Genomic DNA, 22,980 nt, shown 5'->3' with positions numbered 1-22,980 from the left:
GGCACGCCCCTGATCATGCCGGCCGGCGGCCGGTACTACCCTTGTGGCTCAATACACGTCGCGACGGTAGCGCCCGGTTTCCAGCAGCGTTTCCACTTCTTCATCACCCAGTGCTTCGCGCAGCACCTGGTCCACGCCTTCGGCCATGCCCAGCAGCGAACCGCAGACGTGGATGACCGCACCACGCTGCATCCAGTCGCGCAGGGCATCGGCTGCTGCACGCAGGCGATCCTGCACATAGCCGCCCTCACCATCGCGCGAGAACGCCAGGTCCACCCGCGCGAGATGGCCATCGGCCTGCCACGCTTCGATCTCATCGGCGAACAGGAAGTCGTGCGCGCGCTGGCGTTCGCCGAACAGCAGCCAGTGCCCGTGCTCACCTGCATGCGCGGCTTCGCGCAGCAGGCTGCGCAGGCCCGAGATGCCGGTGCCATTGCCGATCAGCACCATCGGCGCACCGCCAACGCGATGGAAACCGGGGTTGCGGTGCACGCGGGCCACGATGCTGGCACCGACCGGCGCATGCAGCGACAGCCAGCCCGAACCCAGGCCGGTGCGTCCGGTTTCGTCATGGACCAGCCGTACCACCAGCTCGACCGCACCGTCATCCGTACAGGATGCGATGGAGTACTCGCGCCCCGGCAGCAGTGGCAGCCCTGCCAGCCAGAGGCAGGCATCCTGCACCGCCAGCGCAGCATCGGCATCGGGCAGCTCGCGCTCGCTGGCCAGCGCCAACAGCGTGCGCGGCTGGCCGTCAATCAGCAACGGCTGCTGGGGATCCAGCCCATGTGCCTTCAGCACCGCAGCGGCGTGCCGCGCGTTGTGGCGGGGCGCGATGTGCAGGATGTCGCCCGCCTGCCACTGCACATCGGCCGGTGGCGCAAGACGGATGCGCCAGATGGCGCCGCCCACGCTGCCTGGATTGAGGCGGTGACGGCCGAGCAGGCGCCACTCGTGCATCTGCGTCGCGGTCGGCAACACGCTGTCATCGGTGGCGATGCCGGTCAGCGCGCCGAGATGTTGCTGCCACTGGCGCAGCGCCGGTATCGCGGCGGCATCGACATCGATGCGCTCGAACAGCGCACGTGCGCCGTTGCCCAGCAGCCAGCCATCGAATTGGCGGCCAAAGCCGCAGTAATGCGGGTACTGGCGGTCACCCAGGGCGAGCAGGCCGAACTGCAGGCCCGACAGATCGGGCGCTTGTGCCAGCAGCCGCCGCGCAGCGCCCCGTGCCGCATCCGGCGGCTCGCCATCGCCGAAGGTGCTCAGCACGAACAATGCCTGCGCAGTGCGCGCGAGCTGCGGGGCATCGACCCGGGCCAATGGCAGTACCTGCACGCCATGGCCAGCGGCCTGCAGCTGCGCGGCGGCACGCCAGGCCAGCTGCTCGCCCAGCCCGCTCTGGCTGGCATGCACGACCAGCCAAGGTGCGCGGCCATCATCGGTGGCAACCGGCAGCGACCGGCGCAGCCCGCGCGCGGCACGCTGGCTGCGGCGGCGGTCCAGGTACAGCATCCAGCCGGTGATGAAGAACAGGCTCATGGCCAGACTGCTGAGCATCACCACGACACGCCCGGGCATGCCGAAGTAGCTGCCCGAGTGCAATGCGAACACGCTGGTGGCCAGCTGCGCGCCGGCGCCCTGGCGCGCGTAGGGGCGCGAATCGAGGATTGCCCCGCTGGCCGGATCCAGCTGCAGCAGATCATGTGCACGGTCATGGTGGCCACCGCGCTGTGACGGATCGCCAGCCATCACCCGTACGTTGAGCGCCTGGCCAGGCTTTTCCGGCAGGCGCAGGTCGATGTAGCCGGTGTGCACGCCGGGCAGGGCATACAGCGTGGCTTCGATGCGCTCCAGGTTCAGGGCGGCGCCGGTGGCGACCTTGTGCTTGGCGGCCGGTGCGACGCCCAGCAGCGTATTGGCGGCACTGCGATACCAGTCGAAGGACCACCACAGGCCGGTCAGCGCACTCATCAGGTAGATCAGCAGCACCCAGGTGCCGACCACCGAGTGCAGGCTCCACAGGAAGCCACGGCCGCTGCGTTTCCATTCCACCGCCAGCCAGCTGCGCCAGTGCCACCAGCGGCGCGGCCAGCGCAGGTAAAGACCGGACAGGGTGAAGAACAGCAGCGCGATCGCACAGCTGCCGGTGATCCACTTGCCGCGCTCGCCCGCGGCGAGGTGGCGGTGCAGGTCCTCGACGAAGTCGAAGAACGCCTGCCCACGCAAGGCACTGAAGCGCTCGCCGCTGTACGGGTCGAAGTAGACCCAGTGTTCCTTGCCACCAGCGAAGCGTGCCACCGAGGGCCGCTGCCCGGTGGCGTCCACGCGCAGGCGCTGCAGGGGGCGATCACCGCCGGCCTGCAGCAGCGGCACCAGTTCGCTGAGCGCAAGTGGAAGCTGGCCATCGGCATGGTGCTCGGCGATCTCGGCGAAGCCGGGATTGGCCGCCCGCAGCAGTTCGTCCTCGAAGGACAGCACGGCGCCGCTGAGGCCCATCACGGCCAATACGGCACCGGCGGTGATGCCCAGCAGCCAGTGCAGTTGGAACAGGACGTTCTTGAACATGGGAGGAGGAGGGCCCGGAAGGCTGCCGCCCGCATCCTGCGCAACAGCAAATGAGAATTAGTCGCGGAATTCTCCGTGGCGGACGGGCTACGGTCAAGGAGGGTTTTGTTGCAGGGCTTTGCAGCCCTGCACCCGCTACAAGCCGGAGCAACGTCAACGTCAAAAGCTGGCTTTCCGTGGGTTGGCGGGGTGGGTGCGGTTGAGGGGGACGCTGCAAGTACCCCTCCGGGGCCCGGCCCAGCCGCTGGCGGCTGTGCGTTCGGGCGCTTGCGAAGCAGTGCTTCGCAAGCAAAGCGCCCTCACCCATGTAAGCTCGGTCGCCGCATCCATGCGGCTCACGCCCCCTCAACCGGACCCACCCCGCCTTCGACAGTTTCCTGCGATCTGTCGGAACGGCGTTCTGCTTTGGTAGGTGCCGACCGTTGGTCGGCACGGGGTCTGATTCCGTTCTGAATATCGATATCTGACAGATGTGTCGACCAAGGTCGACACCTACCAACAGCCGCGAAGATCTGTCAGAGGCGGGGCGGTGTCGGAGTGCGGGGTGTCAGCCGCATGGATGCGGCTGCCAAGCTTACAGGGACGTACTTGCAGCGTCCCCGCACTCCGACACCGCCCCGCCATCCCACGGAATGCCCGCTTTGGCTTTGGCTGTTGCCGTTGCATTGAGCAGGGTGCAGGGCTGCAAGCCCTGCAAAAAACACCCTCACTTCACCCAGCTGTCGATCTCGCCGTGGGCGAACGGTCCCAGCTTTGCCTTCACCAGCCGCCCCTGCGCATCGAACAGCACGCTGTAGGGCAGCAGGCCCTGGGTATTGCCCAGCTGCACGCTGGCATCGCGCGGCCCCGGGGTCTCGATCACGATCGGATAATCCACCGGTACCCGCTGCAGGAAACCGCGCACGTCCTCCGGCGTATCCAGCGCCAGTCCCAGCACCTGCACACCGTGCTCGCCCTGGATATGTGCGAAACGCGCCAGTTCGGGCATTTCTTCCACGCAGGGCGCGCACCAGCTGGCCCAGACATTGATCAACAGCGGGCGACCGCCAGCGTGCTGGCGCAGGTCCAGCGGCCGGCCTTCAAGATCGGGCAGCGACAGCGCGGGCAGGCTGTCGCCGACCTGCAGGGCAGGTGCCGCAGCCGCCACAGCAGGCGCCGCTGGCATGGCCTCAGGCGCAACCGGCGCAGGAGCCAATCGATGCCCGGCCCACAGGCCGAGGCCGGCGGCCAGCACCGCTGTCCACAGCAGCGCTGGCCGTTGCCACTTCATCGTGCGGTGCGCAGCAGCGCTTCCTCCACCACCGCCTGGGTCAGCAGGGTCGGCAGCACGGTCGGCGGCGCGCCGGGGCCGTACACCACGTACAGCGGTACGCCGACGGCCTTGTGCTCTTCCAGGAACGTGGTGATCTGCGGATCGACGTTGGTGTAGTCACCGCGCATGTACACCGCGTTGGTGCGCTTGAGCAGGTCCTTGAACTCCGGCCGCGACAGCACGGCACGCTCGTTGGCCTTGCAGCTCACGCACCAGTCGGCGGTCATGTTGACGAACACCACGCGGTTGTCGGCGCGCAGGCGGTCCAGCAACTGCGGCGAATACTCCACCACGTTGTCGCTGGCGGCCTGTGCGGCGCGTGCCGGCGCTGCCAGCTGGGTCACGCCCCAGGCCGGTACCAATGCGCCGATCGCCAGCAGCACGCCGAGCAGGGTTACTGCACGCGAGCCGGTCCAGCGGTTGCGCTCGAACAGCCACAGGCCGAAGGCGAACAGCAACAGGCCACCCAGCACCAGCGCCATGCCGTCCACGCCGCGCTGCTTGCCCAGCACCCACAGCAGCCACAGCGCAGTGGCGTACATCGGGAAGGCCAGCACGTGCTTGAGCGTTTCCATCCACGGGCCGGGCTTGGGCAGGCGGCGCGCCAGCGCCGGCACGAAGCCGATCAGCAGGAACGGCAGCGCCAGGCCCAGGCCGAGGAACAGGAACACGGTCATCGCCTTCAGCGGCGGGGCAATGAACGCGTAGGCGATCGCGCCACCCATGAACGGGCCGACGCAGGCACTGCCGACCACGCAGGCCAGCGCACCGGTGAAGAAGTCACCGGCCGGGCCGCTGCGGCTGGCCAGCGACTGGCCCAGGTTGCCGATGCCGCCGCCCAGGGTGAACACGCCGGACAGGCTCAGGCCTACCGCGAACATGATGTAGGCCAGCGCCGCCACCACGCCCGGGTGCTGCAGCTGGAAGCCGATGCCGACGGCGTTGCCGATTGCGCGCAGGCCCACCATCAACGCACCGATCACCGCGAATGCGACCAGCACGCCCAAGGTGTACCAGAGCGCGTGGCTGCGTGCGCGCTGTGGGCTTTCGCCACTCTGCGCCAGGCTCAGGACCTTCAGCGACAGGATCGGCAGCACGCAGGGCATCAGGTTCAACACCAGGCCGCCGGCCAGCGCCAGCAGCAGCACCCAGACGAACGAACGGTCCGGGTTCGGTGTGGTCGCCGGCGGGCGCGTACGCAGCGCGTTGTCACCGCGCGCATCGGCGGCGAATTCATTGCCGTCCACGGTGCCTGCGACGGCCGGGGGGGCGGCATCCGTATTGGGCACCGTCGGCAGCAGGCGCAGGGGGGCGCCGTTGGCGCCTTCGCGTGGCGCCGCAGCCAACGGGCTGATTACCTCGTTGCGCGGCGGTGCCTGGTCGGCGCTGGCGCTGACCTTGCCGGCCGGGATCGACAGCTTCACCCGGCGGGTCATTGGCGGGTAGCAGATGCCATCGGTCTGGCAGCCCTGGAAGGTCACCACGAGGGTGCCGTCAACCGCGTCGGCAACCGTGCGCCGCAACGGCAGCGGCACTTCCACCTGGTTGAAGTACACCGAGACATCGCCGAAGTGCTCGTCGCGATGCGATTGCGCGGCCGGCCAGCGCGGCGTGCCGGCCTGCACGCCGGTGCTGCCTTCCAGCTTCAGCGAGGTGCGGTCGCGATACAGGTAGTAGCCCGGTGCCGGACTGAAGCGCAGCAGCAGGGTGTTGCCGTCGCTGGCGATGGCATCGAAGCCGAACGCCTGCTCCGACGGCAGCGGCAGCGCCTGGCTGTTGCTGGCCGCACCTGGCAGGCGCAGGCCGCCGCTGTTGCCGGCACCGGCCAGCGGGTTGTTGAACGGACTGGCCGCACCGGCGCGCGCGGCAGGGGCCGCGGCCTGTGCACCGCTGCCGGGCAGGGTGACCTGCACCACGCGCTTCTGCGGCGGGTAACAGACACCGGCATCTGCGCAGCCCTGGTAACGCACTTCCAGGCTGATGGTGCTGGCGGCCTCGGTCGGCGTGCCGGGCAGGGTGGCCTGCAGGCGCTCGCGATAGGTTTCGACCTCGCCGAAGAAATCGTCGTGGTGCTTGTCGCCCTTGGGCATCTGCAGCGCGCCGGCATTGAAGGCCGGGTCGGCCTTGACGCTGGTGCGGTGGCGATACAGGTAATAGCCGGGCGCGATCTTGAACTGCAGCTGCACCTGGCCCCGTTCGGGGGCACTGGCGGTCAGCGCGAACGCCTGGTCCACCGGCAGCAGATCCTTCTCATCCAGGGCGAAGGCGGGCAGCGAGAGCCACATCAGGGCGCACAGGGCGGCGCCACGCGCAAACAGAGTCTTCAATCAGTGTCCTCCCGGGTCTGTGCCCGGATCCAGTCCAGATACGCCGGCAGGCCGGCCCGGGTTTCGACCGCGATGCACTCCGGGAGTTCATACGGATGCAGTTCGACGATCCGGGCGATTGCGTCATTGACGCGACTCGCGGTGGTCTTCACCAGCAGCTGCAGCTCGGCGTCGGTGGTCACCTCGCCCTGCCAGCGGTAGGTCGACTGCGCGCCATCGAGGCGGGTCACGCACGCGGCCAGGCGCTCGCCAACCAGCGCGTGCGCGATGCGCTCGGCACTGGGCCGGTCCGGGCAGGTGGTCAACAGCAGCAGGACGGGATCGACGGTCGACATGGCCGTCGAGTATAGGGCCGCCGCCGGGTCAGGACCCGGCGGCGGCCGTGGACCGCTGCGTTGCGCGGTCAGTTGGCCAGCTGGCAGGTGGCCGGCTTGGCCGAGGTGAACAGGCCAGGGGTCGCCCACTCGGGGTGGTCGATGAACGGGTTGCGGTTGCCCTGGAAGCTGTAGATCACGTCATTGCGCGCACGCTCGGCATCATCCGGCGGGTCGGACAGGTGCCAGTCGATCAGCGTCGACAGCAGGCCCATGTAGGCCGGCGAGCTGCTGGTCTTGACGATCCTGCTGCGGTCGTCGGTCAGCTCCAGGTCCGGCTCGGACTGGCCAGTGGCTGCATCCTTGCCGCCCTCGTAGCGGATCGCCATGTACATCACCGCACGCGCCATGTCGCCCTTGCGCTTGCCCCACACCTCGAACGTGCCGGTGTTGCCGTCCGGCGTGCGCACCCAGTTGGAGTTGCCCGGATAGCCACCACTGCCGCCACCCTGGCCGTTGTTGGCCTCGGTGGCGCGCTCGCCGCAGCTGGCGTCGCACTTGCCGAACGGCTTGTTGCCACGGTCGGCGTTCCACTGTGCATCGGTCAGGTACAGCATGTGGGTGTCGGTATACGGCGCGTACGGCAGGCCCTTGTCACCCGTGGTGGTGGCAAAACCCAGCGAGTTCGGCCAGGTGTGCTCGCGGTTGTACTTCAGGCCACTGCCGCTGCCGGCGCGATCGGTCACCTTGGCGTAGCTGCGGTTGCGATACGCGTCGAGGATGCGGTTCGGGTTGTTCGGGTCCTCGTCGGCAATCTCCAGGATGGTCCAGGTGCTGGTGCCCGAGCCGCTGTACGGGTAGGCGGTGTGGCCCTTGATGGTGGCGTGCAGCGAGCAGCGCAGCTGGCTCGGGCTGGAGGTGTTCACCTTGGAGTAGTAGCCGGCCGGCACGCCCGGGTTGCCCGGGTCCGGATTGCCGCCGGTGCTGGCCACGGTGAACGCGATGCGGCTGTCGGCGGCCGGATGCGCGCCCTGCAGGTCGGTGATGCGCGCGGCACGGATGTCGAAGCGGCAGGCTTCACCGGCCACCAGCGCGGTGTTGGTGGACAGTTTCACGCTGCGTCCGCTGGCCGGGAAGGTCAGCGGCACGCTGCCGGAGGTACCGCAGCTCAGCGCGAACGCGCCGCTGGCCAGGTTCACCGTCTCGCTGAATACCACTTCCAGATCGGCCGCGGCCGGGAAGGTGCTGCTGCCCTGCGCCGGGGTGGTGGTGGACACCGACGGCGGCGTATTCGGGCCGGGGGTGGTGCCGCCGCTGAAGGTCTGGCCGTTGTTGCAGCTGCCGAAGGTCTGCCTGGCCGACTCGGCCCAGGTGAAGTGGGCGTACTGGCTGCCGCTGCCGGTAAGCTGCAGCGAGGTGCCGGGGGCCGTGCTGTTGGTCTCGGCCACCGGAATGTTCTGGCTGGTCAGGCCGGCGGCAGGGCCACCGGAGGCGGTGATGGCGCCCTCGTAGCTGAGGAACTGGACCACCTTGCCGCTGGCGTCGACCAGGGCGATGCCGTCGTTCGGGCCGTTCTGGATGCCGTTGGTCGGGTAGTTGACCACGGCGATGCTGGCGCTGCCGCAACCGGCGGCGGTGCCGGCCGGGACCGGGTTGTTGGCGTAGACCGTGGCGGCCGAAGGATTGCTGCCGTTGTAGAGGTAGAGGCGGTAGCCGGACAGGTCTTCACCTGCGGTAGCGACCACTTCGATGGCTTCGCCGACGTCACCGGCGGCGGTGCTGTCGTCGTAGTGCAGTTCATTGATGAAGACCTCGGCCTGGGCCGGCGCCGCGGCCAGTGCCAGCAGGCAGGCGGCGGCAAGCGGGGACAGCAATCGCATCGACTACTCCTTGTGATTGGGAATGCGTGACCGAGCCTAAGGCCGATCCAGTGACACTTTGTCGTAAATGAACGTCAGATATCTGACAGTGCGACGCTTGTCACCGAAATTGTCCAGGACCAACGCCTTGGCCGAGGCGCGCGGGTGGAAAAAATTTTTTCATTCCGCCCTTGAAAGGGGGCGGCGGGGCTCCATCTCTGCCCTGCTCCCGACGTTGTCGGGTTTCTTCACGTGCGGTTCTGGCACTCGCCTGGGGTGAGTGCTAACATCGCCGGACTTTTTTAGACCAATCAATCACTTAAGAGGTCTCCTATGAGCATCAAGCCGCTGCACGACCGCGTTGTGGTCAAGCCGATCGAAGCCGACGAAATCTCCGCCGGTGGCATCGTCATCCCCGACTCGGCCAAGGAAAAGTCCACCAAGGGTGAGGTCGTGGCCGTCGGCCCGGGCAAGCCGCTGGACAACGGCAACGTGCGCGCGCCGTCGCTGAAGGTCGGCGACAAGGTCATCTATGGCCAGTACGCCGGCAGCTCGTACAAGAGCGAAGGCGTCGAATACAAGGTCCTGCGCGAAGACGACGTGCTCGCCGTCATCGGCTGAGCCTCGGCGCGACCTGTTTCAACCTGATCCCAAACTCCCAGCCGCCGGGCATCGTCCGGCGCTACCAATGAGGTAAATGCAATGGCTGCCAAGGATATTCGTTTCGGTGAAGACGCCCGTTCGCGCATGGTGCGCGGCGTCAACGTTCTCGCCAATGCCGTCAAGGCCACCCTGGGCCCGAAGGGCCGCAACGTCGTGCTGGAAAAGAGCTTCGGCGCCCCGACCATCACCAAGGACGGCGTCTCCGTCGCCAAGGAAATCGAACTGGCTGACAAGTTCGAGAACATGGGCGCGCAGATGGTGAAGGAAGTTGCTTCGCGCACCAACGACGATGCCGGCGACGGCACCACCACCGCCACCGTGCTGGCCCAGGCCCTGATCCGCGAAGGCGCCAAGGCCGTTGCCGCCGGCATGAACCCGATGGACCTCAAGCGCGGTATCGACAAGGCCGTTTCGGCCGCCGTCGCCGAGCTGAAGAACATCTCCAAGCCGACCGCCGACGACAAGGCGATCGCCCAGGTCGGTACCATCTCGGCCAACTCGGACGAGTCGATCGGCCAGATCATCGCTGACGCGATGAAGGAAGTCGGCAAGGAAGGCGTCATCACCGTTGAAGAAGGCTCGGGCCTGGACAACGAGCTGGACGTGGTCAAGGGCATGCAGTTCGACCGCGGCTACCTGTCGCCGTACTTCATCAACAACCAGCAGTCGCAGACCGCTGACCTGGATGACCCGTTCATCCTGCTGCACGACAAGAAGATCTCCAACGTCCGTGACCTGCTGCCGGTGCTGGAAGGCGTCGCCAAGGCCGGCAAGCCGCTGCTGATCGTGGCCGAGGAAGTTGAAGGCGAAGCGCTGGCCACCCTGGTCGTCAACACCATCCGTGGCATCGTCAAGGTCGTGGCCGTCAAGGCTCCGGGCTTCGGCGACCGTCGCAAGGCGATGCTGGAAGACATGGCCGTGCTGACCGGCGGCACCGTGATCTCCGAAGAAGTCGGCCTGTCGCTGGAGAAGGCCACCATCAAGGACCTGGGCCGCGCCAAGAAGGTGCAGGTCTCCAAGGAGAACACCACCATCATCGACGGCGTCGGCGACAAGGCCAACGTTGATGCACGCGTGGCGCAGATCAAGACCCAGATCCAGGACACCTCCTCGGATTACGACCGCGAGAAGCTGCAGGAACGCGTGGCCAAGCTGGCCGGCGGTGTTGCCGTGATCAAGGTCGGCGCCTCGACCGAAATCGAAATGAAGGAAAAGAAGGATCGCGTCGACGACGCCCTGCACGCCACCCGTGCGGCCGTTGAAGAAGGCGTGGTTCCGGGCGGCGGCGTTGCCCTGGTCCGCGCGATCACCGCGCTGGCCGGCCTGAAGGGCGCCAACGAAGACCAGAACCACGGCATCCAGATCGCCCTGCGTGCGATGGAAGCCCCGCTGCGCGAGATCGTTGCCAACGCCGGTGACGAGCCGTCGGTCATCATCAACAAGGTCAAGGAAGGCACCGGCAGCTTCGGCTACAACGCCGCCACCGGCGAGTTCGGCGACATGCTGCAGTTCGGCATCCTGGACCCGACCAAGGTGACCCGTTCGGCGCTGCAGAACGCGGCCTCGATCGCTGGCCTGATGATCACCACCGAAGCCATGGTTGCCGAAGCTCCGAAGAAGGACGAGCCGGCCATGGGCGGCGCCGGTGGCATGGGCGGCATGGGTGGCATGGGCGGCATGGACTTCTAAGGTCCACGCCCGCGTCGGACGTTGCCGGCCCTGGCCGGCGCGTCTCCCCGATGCAAGGAAAAACCCCGCCGCGAGGCGGGGTTTTTTTGTTGCCCGGTTGCCGCCATGGCGCCGCGTCGCTACGCTCGCAGACCATGCCTACCTCGTTCATCGTCGTCGACGACTTCCTTTCTCCAGCCGATGCACACGGCCTGCGCCAGGCCGGCCTGGGCCTGACCTACCCGGCGCAGGAGGGGGCATTCCCCGGGCGTAATTCGCTCGAACGGCTGGAGCTGGACGGCCTGTCCGAGGCCGCGTCGCGGTTGGTCAACGAGCCGCTGCGGCCGGTCAATCCGTTGCAGTCGCACGGCAAGTTCCGGCTGACCCTGGCCAGCGATGTGGGTCGCGCCAAGGTGCACACCGACCATTCGCACTGGTCCGGCATCCTCTACCTCAGCGCCCCGGAGCACTGCGAAGGGGGTACCGAGTTCTTCCGCCATCGCCGCACCAACACCGAGCGCATGGCGCTGAACGCCCACGAGCTGGCTGCGCTGGGCTACGCCAACGGCGGCGACATGCATCGGGACATCATCGAGCGCGACAGCGTCGACGACAGCCAGTGGGAAATGACCATGCGCATCCCGATGCGCTTCAACCGTCTGGTGCTGCTGCGCCCGTGGTTCTGGCATACCGCCGGCCCGGCCTTCGGCGACCGGCCGGAGAATGGGCGGCTGGTCTACCTGATGTTCTTCGAGCAGGCGCGTTGAAGGGAGGTCATCCACGCATGGCGTGGATCTACTTCACGAATGCCTTCGCTGCGCCGTACTCCCACTGCCACGGTACGCCGATGTCGCCGAGCACGAAGGCCACCAGCGCCGGGAAGGTCGCCTCGGCGCGCACATCGTTGCCCAGGATCACCACGCAGCGCTGCTGCTGCTCGACGCACACCAGCGTATTACCGACCGCATCATCGTGGCCGCCCTTGTAGAAGCCCGCGCCTTGCGGGCCACGGAACGTCACCACTCCCAGGCCGGCCGCCAGGTCCTTGCGCTGCAGCGCCTTCGGCAGCTCCGGCTGCAGGGTGGGGAACTGGCTGGCGGTGGTGATCGGCAGCTGCGGCCGCACCAGCTCCTTGCGCATCGTCGCTGACAGCCCATCGCCGCGCACGTAGCCGGCGGCGAAACGGGCCATGTCGGCGATGGTGGTATCCATCGAACCGGCCGCGCGCACGCGGCTGCGCTCATCGTGCGGCTCGGCGGTGCCCTCCATGGTCCAGCCGTCGGCCAGGTTGGTGGCGAAGTCCCCGCGCCACATCATGCTGGTGCGGGTCATGCCGAAGCGGTCGAATACCCGCTGCTGCATCAACGCACCCACATCCTCGCCCAGCCGTCCGCGTTCGATCACGAACTGCAGCAGGATCAGCCCTTCGCCGGAATAGCCGTAGCGGCTGCCTGGATCGAAGTGGAACTTCAGCCGGCCGTCCGGTTCAAGAAACCCGAAGTTGGCAAAGCCACTGGCATGGTTGAGCAGCAGGCGAGGGGTGAGCTGGCGCCAGCGCGCATCATCGGCCAGCACGCGGTAGTCGGCGTACTTCTTCGTTTCGGGCGGATAATCCGGCAACGGCTTGTCCAGCGCTGTGGCGATGCTGGCATCCAGATCGATCCTGCGGTCCTGCGCCAGCTGCGCGACCAGATGGCCGAATGCCATCTTGGTCAGCGAGGCGGCGTACATCACCGTATCGGTGCGCAGTGGTTCGCCTGCGGTATTGCGCTCGCCGTAGGCGGCGACGTGCACCACCTTGCCGCCGTCGATCACCGCCAGTGCCATGCCGCGCGCCTGTGCGGCCTGCATCAACCGCTGCGCTTCGGCGTCGATGCGGGCCGGCGAGGGTACCGGGGGAGGTGCAGCCAGCACGGCCAGCGGGAACAGCGTCAGCAACATCAGGGCAGCACGGCACATGCGTGGAACTCCTGGTGGGGCGCACGGCGATGCTACGCCAGGCTGCCGCTGGCGTCATTGCCGGATGTCAGCTGGCCTGCGGCCGGCGCAGGCAGATCCGGGACGCGCCGGCACCAATGTCCACCTGGCCGCCGCGCATTGCATCCGCACCAAGGATCAGCGCCGGCCGGCCCTCCAGGCCGATCGCCTTGAACACTGGCAGTTCGCTGATGCGGACCTCCATCGAGGGGTGCTGCCAGCCGTTGCCGGCCATGCCGGGCAGGGTGTACAGCCAGGTTGCCTGCTTTCCGCCGCCCAGGCCTTCGGTGCCCTTTTCACGCACCCGCACCCGTGCGTCGCTGCCGTCGGTGCGCAGCCCCAGTGCGCGGGCTGCTTCGGCGTTGAGGACGGTCTGCGCGGCACCGGTGTCGACCACGGCGATGGCGTCCACCGTGGGCGCGCCCAGTGCAAGCATGATGAAGCCGAACTGGCGCAGGTCGTCAGTGCGTCCGGGCAGCGCATTGGGCTGGCAACCCGGTCCTTCCAGGTTCAATCCGCCGGGTGTCCACAGCGCCAGTTGATTGCGGCCGAAGTCCCAACGGGTGTCCCAGCGTCCGGTCAGATCGTTGCCGATCAAGCCGTCAATGGCTGGATCATCGTCCTTCGGCAACGACGACAGATCGACCTTCATGGCTTGGGCCTGCAGCTGCCAACTGCCCAGCTGCCAGGACGTTCTGCGTATGCGCTGCAGCCGCGCGGAGGCTGCACTTGCCCCTTGGGCCTGTGATACCTCCGCATCCGCATCTCCCAGACCGTAGCGCCGCACGACGCGGTCATCGACCAGCGTGGCGCCTGCAGCGCTGTCGACCACGAAGCGCAGCGGTTCGGCACGCCCGTCCAGCGACACGGCCACGGCCGGATGACCGCCCTGCATCCACATCGGCAGGATGTGTTCGGGGGAATCGGACGCCAGCGCAGCCAGCGGGGCAGCAAGCAGGACGAATGGAATGAGGCGCAAGGCAGGTCTCCGCAGTGATCATGGGTGACCATTGGCGCGCAGCGCCGTATCGCGGGAATATCGGCGTTGATACCGTCCTGATACAGACCTGCCTGATACTGCCTGCATGACAACTCCCGCCCGTGTCATCGTTGTCGATGACGACGCCAGCATCCGTGATGCCATCGCCGATTGCCTGTTGCTGCATGGCTACCGGGTACGGGTGGCAGCGGACGCGACGGCGCTGGACGTGCTGCTGCAGGTCGATCGCCCGGACGTGATCATCCTCGACTGGATGATGCCCGGTGAGGATGGCCTGTCGGTCTGCCGCCGGCTGCAGGCACGGGCCATTCCGATCCTGATGCTGTCGGCGATGGGCAGCGCACCGGACAGGGTGATCGGCCTGGAGATGGGCGCGGACGACTACCTGGCCAAGCCGTTCGACCCGCGCGAGCTGCTGGCGCGGGTACGCGCGCTGCTGCGCCGGCAGGACAAGCTGCGCGCGCGGGTAGCCAGTGAACTGCGCTTTTCTGGTTGGCGGTTGCTGCCGGAACAACGTCGCCTGCTGGCGCCGGATGGGAACGAGCTGGTGCTCAGCCGTGGTGAATTCAGCCTGTTGCTGGCGCTGGCCGAACGCCCCGGGCGGGTGCTGGGGCGCGAGCAGCTGCTGCAGCTGAGCCGTGGCGAACCGAGTGACAGCGTCGACCGCGCGGTCGACCTGGCGATCAGCCGCCTGCGCCGCAAGCTCGGGCAGGCCTCACCCGGTGCGGAAGCCCTGGTGCAGACATCGCGTGGCGAAGGCTATCGCTTCCACGCCGAGGTACAGGTGCTGTGAACAGCCGGTGGCCGACCGCGCGTTGGATCACGATGCTGGCCCTGGCCAGCCTGCTGCTGGCGACACTGGTCAGCGTGGCCGTGGTTGGCTGGATGCCTCGGCCCGCGCCGCCACCGATGCGGTTGGACCAGGCCGTGCAGGTGCTGCGGGGGGAGCAGGCCGCGGCACCACTGGGCCTGCATCTGGCGACGCAGGATGCGCCACCACAGGGCAGTGCCAGTGACTGGCTCACCCAGTTGGCGGCGCTGCAGATGGGTTTGCCGGCGAAGGAGGTGCGCCTGGTCTGGAGCGGACAGGGCAAGGCGCCTGATGTGCAGGTCATCGAAGGCGGCGAGGTGCTCGACGGCACGGCGCGGGTCGGTGTACTGAAGGCGCAGGCCGCGCTGCTGACCGCGATGCAATGGCCGCCGTTTGAACTGGGCGTGCGCCAGGCCGATGGCCGCTGGCGGGTGGTCGGCAGCGATCACAGTGATCTGGCAGCTTGGCGGCGACAGGTGATACTGGCGCTGCTGGGCGGTGCCGTGTTGCTGGCGCCGCTGGCGGCGTGGGCATCGATCCGGCTGGGGCGTCCACTACGACGCTTGGCCGATGCCAGTGCACGTGTGGACCTGCAAGCCGACACGCCCCTGCCGGATGATGGCCCGCGCGAGGTACAGATGCTGGCCGCCGCGATCGGCACCGGTCGAGAGCGCCTGCGTGCGCAGGCCCAGGACATGACCCATATGCTGGCTGCAGTGGCGCACGACCTGCGCACACCATTGACCGGCCTGCGACTGCGCGCCGAGTTCGCGCCCACACCACAGGCGGCCCGGATGGTGGCGGACATCGAGCGCATGGACACGATGATCGAGCAGGTGCTCGATTACGCACGCGGCGAATTGCAGCCGTTGCAGATGCGCCCGCTGGATCTGGCCGCGCTGCTGGAGGAGTGCGTGCAGGCAGCGTTGCTGCGCGGTGTCGAGATCTCCATCCAGGGGCCGGACAGTCTGCCCTGGCACGGCGACGCGCTGCTGCTTCGGCGCGCGTTCGACAACCTTATCGACAATGCCGATCGCTATGCCGGGGCGATGGAACTGCGGCTTGCCGTGGTTGAGCGAGGGGTCCAGCTGGAGGTGATGGATCGGGGCCCAGGTATCGCCGAGGGCGACCGAGTACGCCTGCTGCAACCGTTCCAGCGCAGCGAGCGTTCTCGTAGTCGCACCACCGGTGGAGCGGGACTTGGGCTGGCAGTGGCCGCCAATGTGGCGAGGCGGCACGCGGGCGAACTGCAGCTGCTGCACCGGGAGGGCGGCGGGCTGATTGCGTGCCTGCTGCTGGGAAAGTTCACCTGATATCGGCTGTGGTTTACAGGCAGCGGCTGTTCGGCTGTATGATTAGGCGCCTAACCATATCACGTACTTGAGATGATCGAAGCCAAGCACCATGCCCTGATCGAGGAAGCGCAGCGACGCGGTCACGCCAACATCGCGCCGCTGCGCCTGTGTTTCCAGCTGCTCTCGCTGTCCTCGTCGATCGATCGCGACTGCGCCGCGCGGCTGGCACCGCATGGGCTCAGCGAGGGTCGCTTCATCGTGCTGTTCCTGTTGCACGGGGCCGGTGGCGCACTGCCGCCGCATGTGCTGGCCGAGCGCGCCGGCGTGACCCGCGCCACCATCAGCGGCCTGCTCGATGGCCTGCAGCGCGAAGGCCTGCTGCAGCGTCGCAACGACGACGGGGATGGCCGCCGCCTGCAGATCGTGTTGACCACACCGGGAAAGCGTTTGGCCGAATCGCTGTTCGAGCAGCACACGCAATGGATCGGTGGGCTGTTCAACGGCCTGGATGCTGATGAACAGCAGCAGCTGTCACAGCTGCTGCACAAGGTCTGGCAGCACACGGACGCCGGGCGGGAATCCGCAGCATGAGCACGGCCATTCCTGCGGAACGCCGGCAAGCACTCAACACCGGCCGCGTCCCCGCCACCCATCTGGCAGAATGCCTGGCAGTGGATTTTGCCGCGCTGCTGCAGGTGGTGGCGCCTGCGCTTGCACCGGAGGCGCAGCAACGCATGCGGGACGCCTCAGGCAAGGGCATCACGCTGCGCATGGCCCTGGCTGCGCAACTGCTGCGTGAGGCGGGGCAGGGGGCGCCTGCGCTTTGGCAGCATCACAGCTCCGATACCGTGCGTGGCTGGGCCTGCTACCTGATCGGCAGCGATGCCCGCGCAACGCTGGCAGGGAAACTGCAGCAGATGCGCACACTGGCCGATGACCCCCATTTCGGTGTGCGCGAATGGGCGTGGCTGGCACTACGCACGGACATCGTTGCCGCACCACTGCAGGCGCTGGAGCACCTGCAACCGTGGTCACAGGAAACATCGCCGTACCTGCGCCGCTTTGCCTGCGAAGCACTGCGTCCGCGCGGTGTCTGGGCCACGCATATCGCACTGTTCAAGCAGCACCCGGAACATGTATCCGCGCTGCTGGAAGCACTGGCCGACGATCCGGAACGCTATGTGCAGGATTCGGTCGGAAACTGGCTCAACGATGCCGGCAAGACCCAGCCGCAGTGGCTGCGCCAGCTGTGTACGCGTTGGCAGCATGAGCGCCACAGCGACGCCAACGCCTACATCCGCAAACGCGCGCTGCGCTCGCTCCGGTAGTGCCGGCCGCTGGCCGGCACCCCCCGAACCCTCAAGGAAGAACCACCATGTCGCACACCTTCATCGAGCTCTACACCGCCACCCCTGCCTGGACCACACTTCCGCCCGAGCAGCGGAACGCCTTCTTCGCCCGTATCGGCGCCGGCATGCAGCAGTTCGATCCGGTCCGCATCACGCCGCTGGCGATGGGCCGCATTGCCTCGGGCGTACCGCACGGCAGCGATGAGCAGTTCTATGCGGTCTGGCGCTGTGCAAGCCGCGAGGAGGTCGATGCGTTGATGGCCGGCATTGCCGCTACCGGCTGGCATGAGTACTTCACCACCACCCAGGCGGTAGGCGCGATGGACAGCATGGCCCAGCACCTTGCCGACCTGGCCGCCTTGTAGCGGCGCGGCAGACGCCGGCAGATCCCGGTGCTGGGCATGGGTGGCACATGCGCCTGTCACCCAGACGCGGTAAACAGGACATTGCCCATGTCCATCCGCAGGAAGGTCGATCATGCAGAGCACGCTCCAGGTCACGCTGTTCGGCCCTCTTGGCGACAGCCCGGCGTTGCAGTTGCCGGGGCTGGAGGGGCCGTCGGTGGCCATCCAGGAATCGGCCCTGCGGCGCTTGGTTTCCGATCTCTACACCGCGCGTTCCCTGCTCAACCCCGAGCAGCTGGACGAGGCCCGGCAGGAACTGGATCGCGTGCTGGAACGCTGGGCCGACATCCATGAGGGCCTGCTGCTGGATGTGGAAGTGCATGGCAAATGAGCGACGTTGCGTGGTTGCCGCCGCGTGGGCAGGGCCGGCGCGCATCTCGCTGAACCGCGTCCCCAGTTGCGGATGAAACATTTTGCACTGCGCAAAAGCTGTGCTATCAATACAACCCATGAACGCAGCCGCCACCCGCTTTTACTGGTATTACTTTCCGAAGCCATTGGCGGAGGAAGGACTGCGCTCACCCTGAAGAAAGCTTCAGACGCATTCCCGAAAGCCGCCAGCGAACCTGGCGGCTTTTTTCATGCCGCCACGCTGGGGACCCCCAACGTTCCGGAGACCTCCCCCAATGCCCCCGCACACCGACGACCTGCGTATCCGCACCATCGAACCGCTGACACCGCCTGCCCAGCTGCTGGCGATGCTGCCGTGTGACGATGAAGCCTCCGACACCGTCAGCGCCTCGCGCGCGGCCCTGCACCAGATCCTGCATGGCCGTGACGACCGCCTGGCAGTGGTGGTTGGCCCATGCTCGATCCACGACCCGAAGGCCGCCATCGAGTACGCCCAGCGCCTGAAGCCGCTGCGTGACGCGCTGGCCGGGGAACTTGAAATCGTGATGCGCGTGTACTTCGAGAAGCCGCGCACCACGGTGGGCTGGAAGGGCCTGATCAACGACCCGGACCTGGATGGCAGCTTCAGGATCGACAAGGGCCTGCGCATTGCCCGTGGCCTGCTGCGCGACATCAACAAGCTCGGCCTGCCGGCCGGCGTCGAGTTCCTTGACGTGATCTCGCCGCAATACATCGCCGATCTGGTGGCCTGGGGCGCCATTGGTGCGCGCACCACCGAAAGCCAGGTGCACCGCGAACTGGCCTCGGGGCTGTCGTGCCCGGTCGGCTTCAAGAACGGCACCGATGGCAACGTGAAGATCGCCGCCGACGCGGTGGGTGCGGCCTCCAATCCGCATCACTTCCTGTCGGTCACCAAGCAGGGCGGCACCGCCATCGTGTCGACCACTGGCAACCCGGATTGCCATGTGATCCTGCGCGGCGGCAAGCAGCCGAACTACGATGCAGGCAGTGTCGCCGAGGCCTGCCAGGCGCTGGCCAAGGCCAAGCTGCCGACGCGCCTGATGATCGACGCCAGCCATGCCAACAGCCTGAAGAACCCGGACAACCAGCCGAAGGTGATCGAGGACATCGCCGTTCAGTTGGAAGACGGTGAACAGCGCATCGTCGGTGTGATGATCGAGAGCCATCTAGTCGGTGGTCGCCAGGAACTGGTGGAAGGCCAACCGCTGGTCTACGGGCAGAGCATCACCGATGGCTGCATCGACTGGGACACCACCGTGACGGTGCTGGAGCGACTGGCCGCGGCCGTGCGCGCCCGTCGCGACGTGAAGGTGTCCGAAGCCGCTTGAGTGCGGCACGTGTGTGGATGGCGGCCAGCGCCTGCGGGGGTGCGGCCGCGATCAGGGCCGGTCGGAGTTGGAGTCCGGCCCATCTGCACCGGCGATGCGCCTGGCGCTGCGCATGAGCGACAGCGCCAGGTACATCGCCGGGGTGGTGCGGATTCCGCCGCGCGAACCTCAATGCACTTCGTCGTGGTACACGAACTTCGGCATTTCCCAGCGGTAGTGGATCGCCAGCAGGCGCAGCGCGAAGCCGCCGCCGAGGCAGCACAGGATCGCGGTGGCGTCGGCCACGCCCCAGTGCAGCAGCAACAGGTAGGCCGCGCCGGTCAGCAGCGCGATGATCGCGTACAGCTCCTTCTGGAAGATCAGCGGCACCTCGTTGCAGAGGATGTCGCGCAGCACGCCGCCGAACGCGCCGGTCAGCATGCCGGCGATCAGCACGATCGGCATCGCATGGCCGGCTTCGCGCGCAATCGAGCAGCCGATCAGGGTGAAGGCGATCAGGCCCAGGCCATCGAGCACCAGGAAGGTGCGGCGGAAGTGGTGCATCCAGCGTGCGACCCAGGTGGCGATCAGCGCCGCGCACACGGTGAAGCCCAGGTACTCGGGATGCTTCACCCAGCCCAGCGGGTAGTGGCCGAGCAGGATGTCGCGCAGTGAACCACCGCCGAGTGCGGTGACGCAGGCGATCATGACCACGCCGAACAGGTCCATGCGGCGGCGGCCGGCGGACAGCGCGCCGGTCATGGCTTCGGCGGAAATGGCGATCAGGTAGATGATGGACAGCAACATGGGGCAGGCTCCGGGCGCGGTGGGGCCGGCCATGCGCGGACGCCGCCATTGCCTGCGCAATGACGGAATGACGATGACCGGTGCCGCTCCCGCTGTCCTTTTGCCTGAGAGTTCAGCGGCATGGGCCGCGTGCCCCTTCGGCGGATCGTCCCGGGCATGCCCGGTGACCTCTCTCCAGCTCGGCGAGTCGAATGCATGGTTGGTGGGATTCCAGCCCACCGGCCTGAGCGATCATGGGAGCCTGCGCCTTCGGCGGGCGCCAGCGCGGCGCCTCTCTCCTGCATTCGGGCGCCAGTATATCCGCTGCAGTGCAGCACGGCATAATCCGGGCATGGCCCCGTCCCTCCGCCCGTGGTTCCTGTACCTGCTCGAATGTCGCGATGGCAGCTATTACGCCGGCATCAGCACCGACGTGGACGCGCGCTTCGCCGCCCACCAGGCCGGCAAGGGCGCGCGCTACACCCGGGCCCGGCCACCGCTGCGCGTGCTGGCCGTGCGCGAATACCCGGACCGGGCCGCCGCCTCGCGGGCCGAATGGCAGCTCAAGCAGCAGCCGCGGGAACGCAAGCTGGCCTGGCTGCAGGCGGTGGATGCTGGGTCCCTGTAGATCCATGGCATACATGGATGCCTCTGTGCCGCCATGCGATGATCGCCCAGCCCTCAGCGCTGGAGACCCGGATGTCCACCGTCGCCCTGTTGTTCGCTCTCTCCGCGTCAACCAGTCCGGCTGTCGACCCGGCCACCCTCGCGGCCATCGAAGCCACCTGCCATGACTACGTCGACGGCCAGCTGGAGGCCGACCCGCAGCGCGTCGCCCGCTCCCTGCACCCGGACCTGGCCAAGCGCGCGGTCCTCGGCGATACGCCCGACGAGCGGCTGGGCCTGCGCCGCATGTCGAAGGAAGAACTGGTCGCGCTGACGAAGCAGGGCGCGCTGAAAACCCCGAAGGATCAATGGGACCGCCGCTGCACGGTGCTGGACGTGACCGGCAATGCCGCCTCGGTGCGATTGGAAACGCCGTGGTTCGTCGATTACTTCCACATGGGGCGCTTCGACCAGCGCTGGGTCATCGTCAACGCGTTGTGGTACCCGAAACCGAAGGCGAAGTGAGCACGATGCGTGCCGCCGGTAAGGCATGGGTCTCCGTCGTCGTACTGGCCGCCGGCATCGCACTGCTGCCTGGCCTGCTGTACCTGCTCGGGCTTGCCCTGGTGGGCGGTTGGCCGAAGCCAGCAGACCGTGCGCCCAGTGGTGTGGCTGCGTGCAGCAGTGAACCGCGAACAGGATTTCAGCCGATGAATCCCTGGAGTTTCGCCGCGCAGTTCTTCGACGACGACGCGATGAAGAAGAAGGTGCCAGAGTTGGAACGGGAGGCGTTCTGGATTGCCCGCCGCCATCTTTGGCGGCAGCCACGGCACGACATGCTGCGCTGGCATCTGAGCAGCACGGCACTGACGATCTGGATTACCCGCAACTGGAGTGCCGCGCAGATTGCCGACACCGCAAGGAAGGAGGACTTCTGCCGCGCATGGTCGAAACGGCGGGCGCCCGGCGGCCCGATGAAGCGGTAGATCCACGCCATGCATTGATGATGTTGACGGAGTCAGAGCCCTTTCCTGCGGAGAGGGGACGGACCGCGCGGCAGCCGGCCAGCGGCCGGCACTACCGTCGGGGTCGCCGGTCTTCCTGGTCATCACCGAAGATGATGCGCGCGCTGCGCTGGTAGCTCCAGTACGCCACGGCCCAGTTCAGCAGCACTACGATGCGGTTGCGGAAGCCGATCAGGAAGAACACGTGCGCGGCCAGCCAGAACCACCAGGCCAGCACGCCCGACAGCTGCAGCCGGCCCAAGTGCACGATCGCGGCCATGCGACCGATGGTGGCCAGGTTGCCGTAGTCGGCGTACTTGAACGGGCCGGGCTCGGGCTTGCCGTGCAGGCGTGCGCGGATCACCTCGGCCACGTATTTGCCCATCTGCTTGGCAGCGGGTGCCACGCCGGGTACCGGCTTGCCGTCGGCCTGGCTCAGTGCGGCCAGGTCACCGGCCACGAACAGCTCCGGGTGATCGGGCAGGGTCAGGTCCGGTTGCACCGGCACGCGGCCGGCGCGGTCCAGCGGCACGTCCAGCGTGCGCGCCAGCGGTGAAGCGGCCACGCCGGCGGCCCAGACCACGGTGCGGGCCGGTACGAACTGGTCACCGAGCGTGAAGCCCTGGCTGTCGATGTCGCTCACCGGGGTACCGGTCAGCACTTCCACGCCCAGCTTTTCCAGCTGGCGGCGTGCTTTCAGCGAAAGTACTTCCGGGAACGAGGACAGCACGCGCGGGCCGGCCTCGACCAGCCGCACCTTGGCGCTGGCCGGGTCGATGTGGCGGAATTCGTTGCGCAACGTATGCCGCGCGATCTCGGCCAGGGTGCCGGCCAGTTCAACACCGGTGGGACCGCCACCGACCACCGCGAAGCTCAGCCATGCGGCCTTCTTCGCCGGGTCCGGTTCTGCTTCGGCACGCTCGAACGCCAGCAGCAGCTTGCGGCGCAGCGCGATCGCATCGTCCAGCGTCTTCAGGCCGGGCGCATCATCGGCCCACTGGTCGTTGCCGAAGTAGGCGTGGGTGGCGCCGGTGGCCAGCAGCAGGCTGTCGTAGTCCAGCGTGCTGCCATCGGCCATGCGGATCTGCCGGGACTGCTTGTCGATGGCGACCACTTCGCCGAGGCGGACTTCCACGTTGCGCTGGTGGCCGAGGATATGGCGCAGTGGTGCAGCGATATCCGGCGCGGACAGGCCGGCGGTGGCCACCTGGTACAGCAGCGGCTGGAACAGATGATGGTTGCGGCGGTCGACCAGGGTGATGCGTATGCGCTCGCGGGCCAGGGCACGGGTGGCCCAGAGACCGGCAAAACCGCCGCCGACAACAACCAGGTGGGGAACGCGCTCGCGACTCATCGAC

Annotated in this window: 22 protein-coding genes and 2 riboswitches; of the genes, 13 read left to right on the top strand and 9 right to left on the bottom strand. The window is 67.5% G+C overall.

Annotated features, from left to right (window positions below; translation table 11 throughout):
- Positions 1-48: 48 nt before the first annotated feature.
- The 5 genes from AC5P9N_RS05695 to AC5P9N_RS05675 form a co-directional block, all read right to left on the bottom strand.
- On the bottom strand, positions 49-2,568 hold the full coding sequence (locus AC5P9N_RS05695; protein WP_208180467.1) for a PepSY domain-containing protein: 2,520 nt from the start codon (positions 2,566-2,568) through the stop codon (positions 49-51).
- A 706-nt stretch (positions 2,569-3,274) separates the two neighbouring features.
- Positions 3,275-3,838, bottom strand: a complete 564-nt coding sequence (locus tag AC5P9N_RS05690) for a TlpA family protein disulfide reductase (protein WP_005411231.1) — start codon at positions 3,836-3,838, stop codon at positions 3,275-3,277.
- The gene (locus tag AC5P9N_RS05685; RefSeq protein ID WP_012481392.1) at positions 3,835-6,207 is read right to left on the bottom strand and encodes a protein-disulfide reductase DsbD family protein; all 2,373 of its coding nucleotides are present in this window, start codon (positions 6,205-6,207) and stop codon (positions 3,835-3,837) included. The genes AC5P9N_RS05690 and AC5P9N_RS05685 overlap by 4 nt, the downstream gene beginning before the upstream one ends.
- A complete protein-coding gene (cutA, locus tag AC5P9N_RS05680) occupies positions 6,204-6,542 on the bottom strand; it encodes a divalent-cation tolerance protein CutA (RefSeq protein ID WP_012481391.1) in 339 nt (112 codons plus the stop codon). The genes AC5P9N_RS05685 and cutA overlap by 4 nt, the downstream gene beginning before the upstream one ends.
- 68 nt (positions 6,543-6,610) lie before the next feature.
- Positions 6,611-8,401, bottom strand: coding sequence for an endonuclease (locus tag AC5P9N_RS05675; RefSeq protein ID WP_012481390.1), 1,791 nt, complete (start codon positions 8,399-8,401; stop codon positions 6,611-6,613).
- Positions 8,402-8,713: 312 nt separating this feature from the next.
- On the opposite strand from AC5P9N_RS05675, the gene AC5P9N_RS05670 reads away from it, so the two are divergent.
- The 3 genes from AC5P9N_RS05670 (at position 8,714) to AC5P9N_RS05660 (ending at position 11,478) form a co-directional block, all read left to right on the top strand.
- Positions 8,714-9,001 (top strand): co-chaperone GroES, encoded by a 288-nt coding sequence (locus AC5P9N_RS05670; protein ID WP_005411227.1) that lies wholly within the window; start codon positions 8,714-8,716, stop codon positions 8,999-9,001.
- A gap of 81 nt (positions 9,002-9,082) precedes the next feature.
- Positions 9,083-10,732, top strand: a complete 1,650-nt coding sequence (groL, locus tag AC5P9N_RS05665) for a chaperonin GroEL (RefSeq protein WP_005411226.1) — start codon at positions 9,083-9,085, stop codon at positions 10,730-10,732.
- Positions 10,733-10,866: 134 nt separating this feature from the next.
- Entirely contained in the window at positions 10,867-11,478 is a 612-nt protein-coding gene (locus tag AC5P9N_RS05660; protein WP_005411225.1) for a DUF6445 family protein, read from the top strand.
- Between the two features lie 28 nt (positions 11,479-11,506).
- Here AC5P9N_RS05660 and AC5P9N_RS05655 read toward each other — a convergent pair whose 3' ends face one another.
- Both AC5P9N_RS05655 and AC5P9N_RS05650 read right to left on the bottom strand, forming a co-directional pair.
- Positions 11,507-12,670 (bottom strand): serine hydrolase domain-containing protein, encoded by a 1,164-nt coding sequence (locus tag AC5P9N_RS05655; RefSeq protein WP_049419067.1) that lies wholly within the window; start codon positions 12,668-12,670, stop codon positions 11,507-11,509.
- A gap of 67 nt (positions 12,671-12,737) precedes the next feature.
- Positions 12,738-13,667 (bottom strand): aspartyl protease family protein, encoded by a 930-nt coding sequence (locus AC5P9N_RS05650; protein WP_099484475.1) that lies wholly within the window; start codon positions 13,665-13,667, stop codon positions 12,738-12,740.
- Between the two features lie 106 nt (positions 13,668-13,773).
- Between AC5P9N_RS05650 and AC5P9N_RS05645 the strand changes: the two genes are divergently transcribed.
- The 7 genes from AC5P9N_RS05645 to AC5P9N_RS05615 all read left to right on the top strand — a co-directional run bounded on the left by AC5P9N_RS05645 (position 13,774) and on the right by AC5P9N_RS05615 (position 19,247).
- The gene (locus tag AC5P9N_RS05645) at positions 13,774-14,481 is read left to right on the top strand and encodes a response regulator transcription factor (protein ID WP_099484474.1); all 708 of its coding nucleotides are present in this window, start codon (positions 13,774-13,776) and stop codon (positions 14,479-14,481) included.
- Between the two features lie 32 nt (positions 14,482-14,513).
- The gene (locus tag AC5P9N_RS05640; RefSeq protein ID WP_099484487.1) at positions 14,514-15,812 is read left to right on the top strand and encodes a sensor histidine kinase; all 1,299 of its coding nucleotides are present in this window, start codon (positions 14,514-14,516) and stop codon (positions 15,810-15,812) included.
- Positions 15,813-15,884: 72 nt separating this feature from the next.
- On the top strand, positions 15,885-16,385 hold the full coding sequence (locus tag AC5P9N_RS05635; protein ID WP_049460248.1) for a MarR family winged helix-turn-helix transcriptional regulator: 501 nt from the start codon (positions 15,885-15,887) through the stop codon (positions 16,383-16,385).
- Entirely contained in the window at positions 16,382-17,122 is a 741-nt protein-coding gene (locus tag AC5P9N_RS05630; RefSeq protein ID WP_099484473.1) for a DNA alkylation repair protein, read from the top strand. Before AC5P9N_RS05635 ends, AC5P9N_RS05630 begins: the two co-directional genes overlap by 4 nt.
- A gap of 47 nt (positions 17,123-17,169) precedes the next feature.
- Positions 17,170-17,508: a DUF6616 family protein gene (locus AC5P9N_RS05625; RefSeq protein ID WP_005411218.1), complete on the top strand. Its 339-nt coding sequence runs from the start codon at positions 17,170-17,172 to the stop codon at positions 17,506-17,508.
- A 112-nt stretch (positions 17,509-17,620) separates the two neighbouring features.
- Entirely contained in the window at positions 17,621-17,878 is a 258-nt protein-coding gene (locus tag AC5P9N_RS05620; protein ID WP_005411217.1) for a hypothetical protein, read from the top strand.
- A gap of 295 nt (positions 17,879-18,173) precedes the next feature.
- A complete protein-coding gene (locus AC5P9N_RS05615; RefSeq protein ID WP_005411216.1) occupies positions 18,174-19,247 on the top strand; it encodes a 3-deoxy-7-phosphoheptulonate synthase in 1,074 nt (357 codons plus the stop codon).
- Between the two features lie 168 nt (positions 19,248-19,415).
- On the opposite strand, the gene AC5P9N_RS05610 is transcribed toward AC5P9N_RS05615, so the two are convergent.
- Positions 19,416-20,033: a trimeric intracellular cation channel family protein gene (locus AC5P9N_RS05610; RefSeq protein WP_005411215.1), complete on the bottom strand. Its 618-nt coding sequence runs from the start codon at positions 20,031-20,033 to the stop codon at positions 19,416-19,418.
- Positions 20,034-20,115: 82 nt separating this feature from the next.
- A riboswitch (glycine riboswitch) is annotated at positions 20,116-20,221 on the bottom strand.
- A 13-nt stretch (positions 20,222-20,234) separates the two neighbouring features.
- Positions 20,235-20,324: riboswitch (glycine riboswitch) on the bottom strand.
- 40 nt (positions 20,325-20,364) lie between these two features.
- Between AC5P9N_RS05610 and AC5P9N_RS05605 the strand changes: the two genes are divergently transcribed.
- The 3 genes from AC5P9N_RS05605 (at position 20,365) to AC5P9N_RS05595 (ending at position 21,604) form a co-directional block, all read left to right on the top strand.
- Positions 20,365-20,640, top strand: coding sequence for a GIY-YIG nuclease family protein (locus tag AC5P9N_RS05605; RefSeq protein ID WP_005411214.1), 276 nt, complete (start codon positions 20,365-20,367; stop codon positions 20,638-20,640).
- Positions 20,641-20,711: 71 nt separating this feature from the next.
- Positions 20,712-21,143: a nuclear transport factor 2 family protein gene (locus tag AC5P9N_RS05600; RefSeq protein WP_059035568.1), complete on the top strand. Its 432-nt coding sequence runs from the start codon at positions 20,712-20,714 to the stop codon at positions 21,141-21,143.
- Between the two features lie 5 nt (positions 21,144-21,148).
- The gene (locus tag AC5P9N_RS05595; RefSeq protein ID WP_032965972.1) at positions 21,149-21,604 is read left to right on the top strand and encodes a hypothetical protein; all 456 of its coding nucleotides are present in this window, start codon (positions 21,149-21,151) and stop codon (positions 21,602-21,604) included.
- Positions 21,605-21,695: 91 nt separating this feature from the next.
- Here AC5P9N_RS05595 and AC5P9N_RS05590 read toward each other — a convergent pair whose 3' ends face one another.
- The gene (locus tag AC5P9N_RS05590) at positions 21,696-22,976 is read right to left on the bottom strand and encodes an NAD(P)/FAD-dependent oxidoreductase (RefSeq protein WP_005411211.1); all 1,281 of its coding nucleotides are present in this window, start codon (positions 22,974-22,976) and stop codon (positions 21,696-21,698) included.
- Between the last annotated feature and the right edge of the window lie 4 nt (positions 22,977-22,980).

The sequence above is a fragment of the Stenotrophomonas sp. YJH_SMC_6 genome, assembly GCF_059371335.1.
This window is presented reverse-complemented; position numbering and strand designations above follow the sequence as displayed.

Coding starts and splice junctions, on each gene's coding strand:
- AC5P9N_RS05695 (WP_208180467.1), bottom strand. CDS start 2,568: ATGTTCAAGAACGTCCTGTTCCAACTGCACTGGCTGCTGGGCATCACC.
- AC5P9N_RS05690 (WP_005411231.1), bottom strand. CDS start 3,838: ATGAAGTGGCAACGGCCAGCGCTGCTGTGGACAGCGGTGCTGGCCGCC.
- cutA (WP_012481391.1), bottom strand. CDS start 6,542: ATGTCGACCGTCGATCCCGTCCTGCTGCTGTTGACCACCTGCCCGGAC.
- AC5P9N_RS05675 (WP_012481390.1), bottom strand. CDS start 8,401: ATGCGATTGCTGTCCCCGCTTGCCGCCGCCTGCCTGCTGGCACTGGCC.
- AC5P9N_RS05670 (WP_005411227.1), top strand. CDS start 8,714: ATGAGCATCAAGCCGCTGCACGACCGCGTTGTGGTCAAGCCGATCGAA.
- groL (WP_005411226.1), top strand. CDS start 9,083: ATGGCTGCCAAGGATATTCGTTTCGGTGAAGACGCCCGTTCGCGCATG.
- AC5P9N_RS05660 (WP_005411225.1), top strand. CDS start 10,867: ATGCCTACCTCGTTCATCGTCGTCGACGACTTCCTTTCTCCAGCCGAT.
- AC5P9N_RS05655 (WP_049419067.1), bottom strand. CDS start 12,670: ATGTGCCGTGCTGCCCTGATGTTGCTGACGCTGTTCCCGCTGGCCGTG.
- AC5P9N_RS05645 (WP_099484474.1), top strand. CDS start 13,774: ATGACAACTCCCGCCCGTGTCATCGTTGTCGATGACGACGCCAGCATC.
- AC5P9N_RS05640 (WP_099484487.1), top strand. CDS start 14,514: ATGCTGGCCCTGGCCAGCCTGCTGCTGGCGACACTGGTCAGCGTGGCC.
- AC5P9N_RS05635 (WP_049460248.1), top strand. CDS start 15,885: ATGATCGAAGCCAAGCACCATGCCCTGATCGAGGAAGCGCAGCGACGC.
- AC5P9N_RS05630 (WP_099484473.1), top strand. CDS start 16,382: ATGAGCACGGCCATTCCTGCGGAACGCCGGCAAGCACTCAACACCGGC.
- AC5P9N_RS05625 (WP_005411218.1), top strand. CDS start 17,170: ATGTCGCACACCTTCATCGAGCTCTACACCGCCACCCCTGCCTGGACC.
- AC5P9N_RS05620 (WP_005411217.1), top strand. CDS start 17,621: ATGCAGAGCACGCTCCAGGTCACGCTGTTCGGCCCTCTTGGCGACAGC.
- AC5P9N_RS05615 (WP_005411216.1), top strand. CDS start 18,174: ATGCCCCCGCACACCGACGACCTGCGTATCCGCACCATCGAACCGCTG.
- AC5P9N_RS05610 (WP_005411215.1), bottom strand. CDS start 20,033: ATGTTGCTGTCCATCATCTACCTGATCGCCATTTCCGCCGAAGCCATG.
- AC5P9N_RS05605 (WP_005411214.1), top strand. CDS start 20,365: ATGGCCCCGTCCCTCCGCCCGTGGTTCCTGTACCTGCTCGAATGTCGC.
- AC5P9N_RS05600 (WP_059035568.1), top strand. CDS start 20,712: ATGTCCACCGTCGCCCTGTTGTTCGCTCTCTCCGCGTCAACCAGTCCG.
- AC5P9N_RS05595 (WP_032965972.1), top strand. CDS start 21,149: ATGCGTGCCGCCGGTAAGGCATGGGTCTCCGTCGTCGTACTGGCCGCC.
- AC5P9N_RS05590 (WP_005411211.1), bottom strand. CDS start 22,976: ATGAGTCGCGAGCGCGTTCCCCACCTGGTTGTTGTCGGCGGCGGTTTT.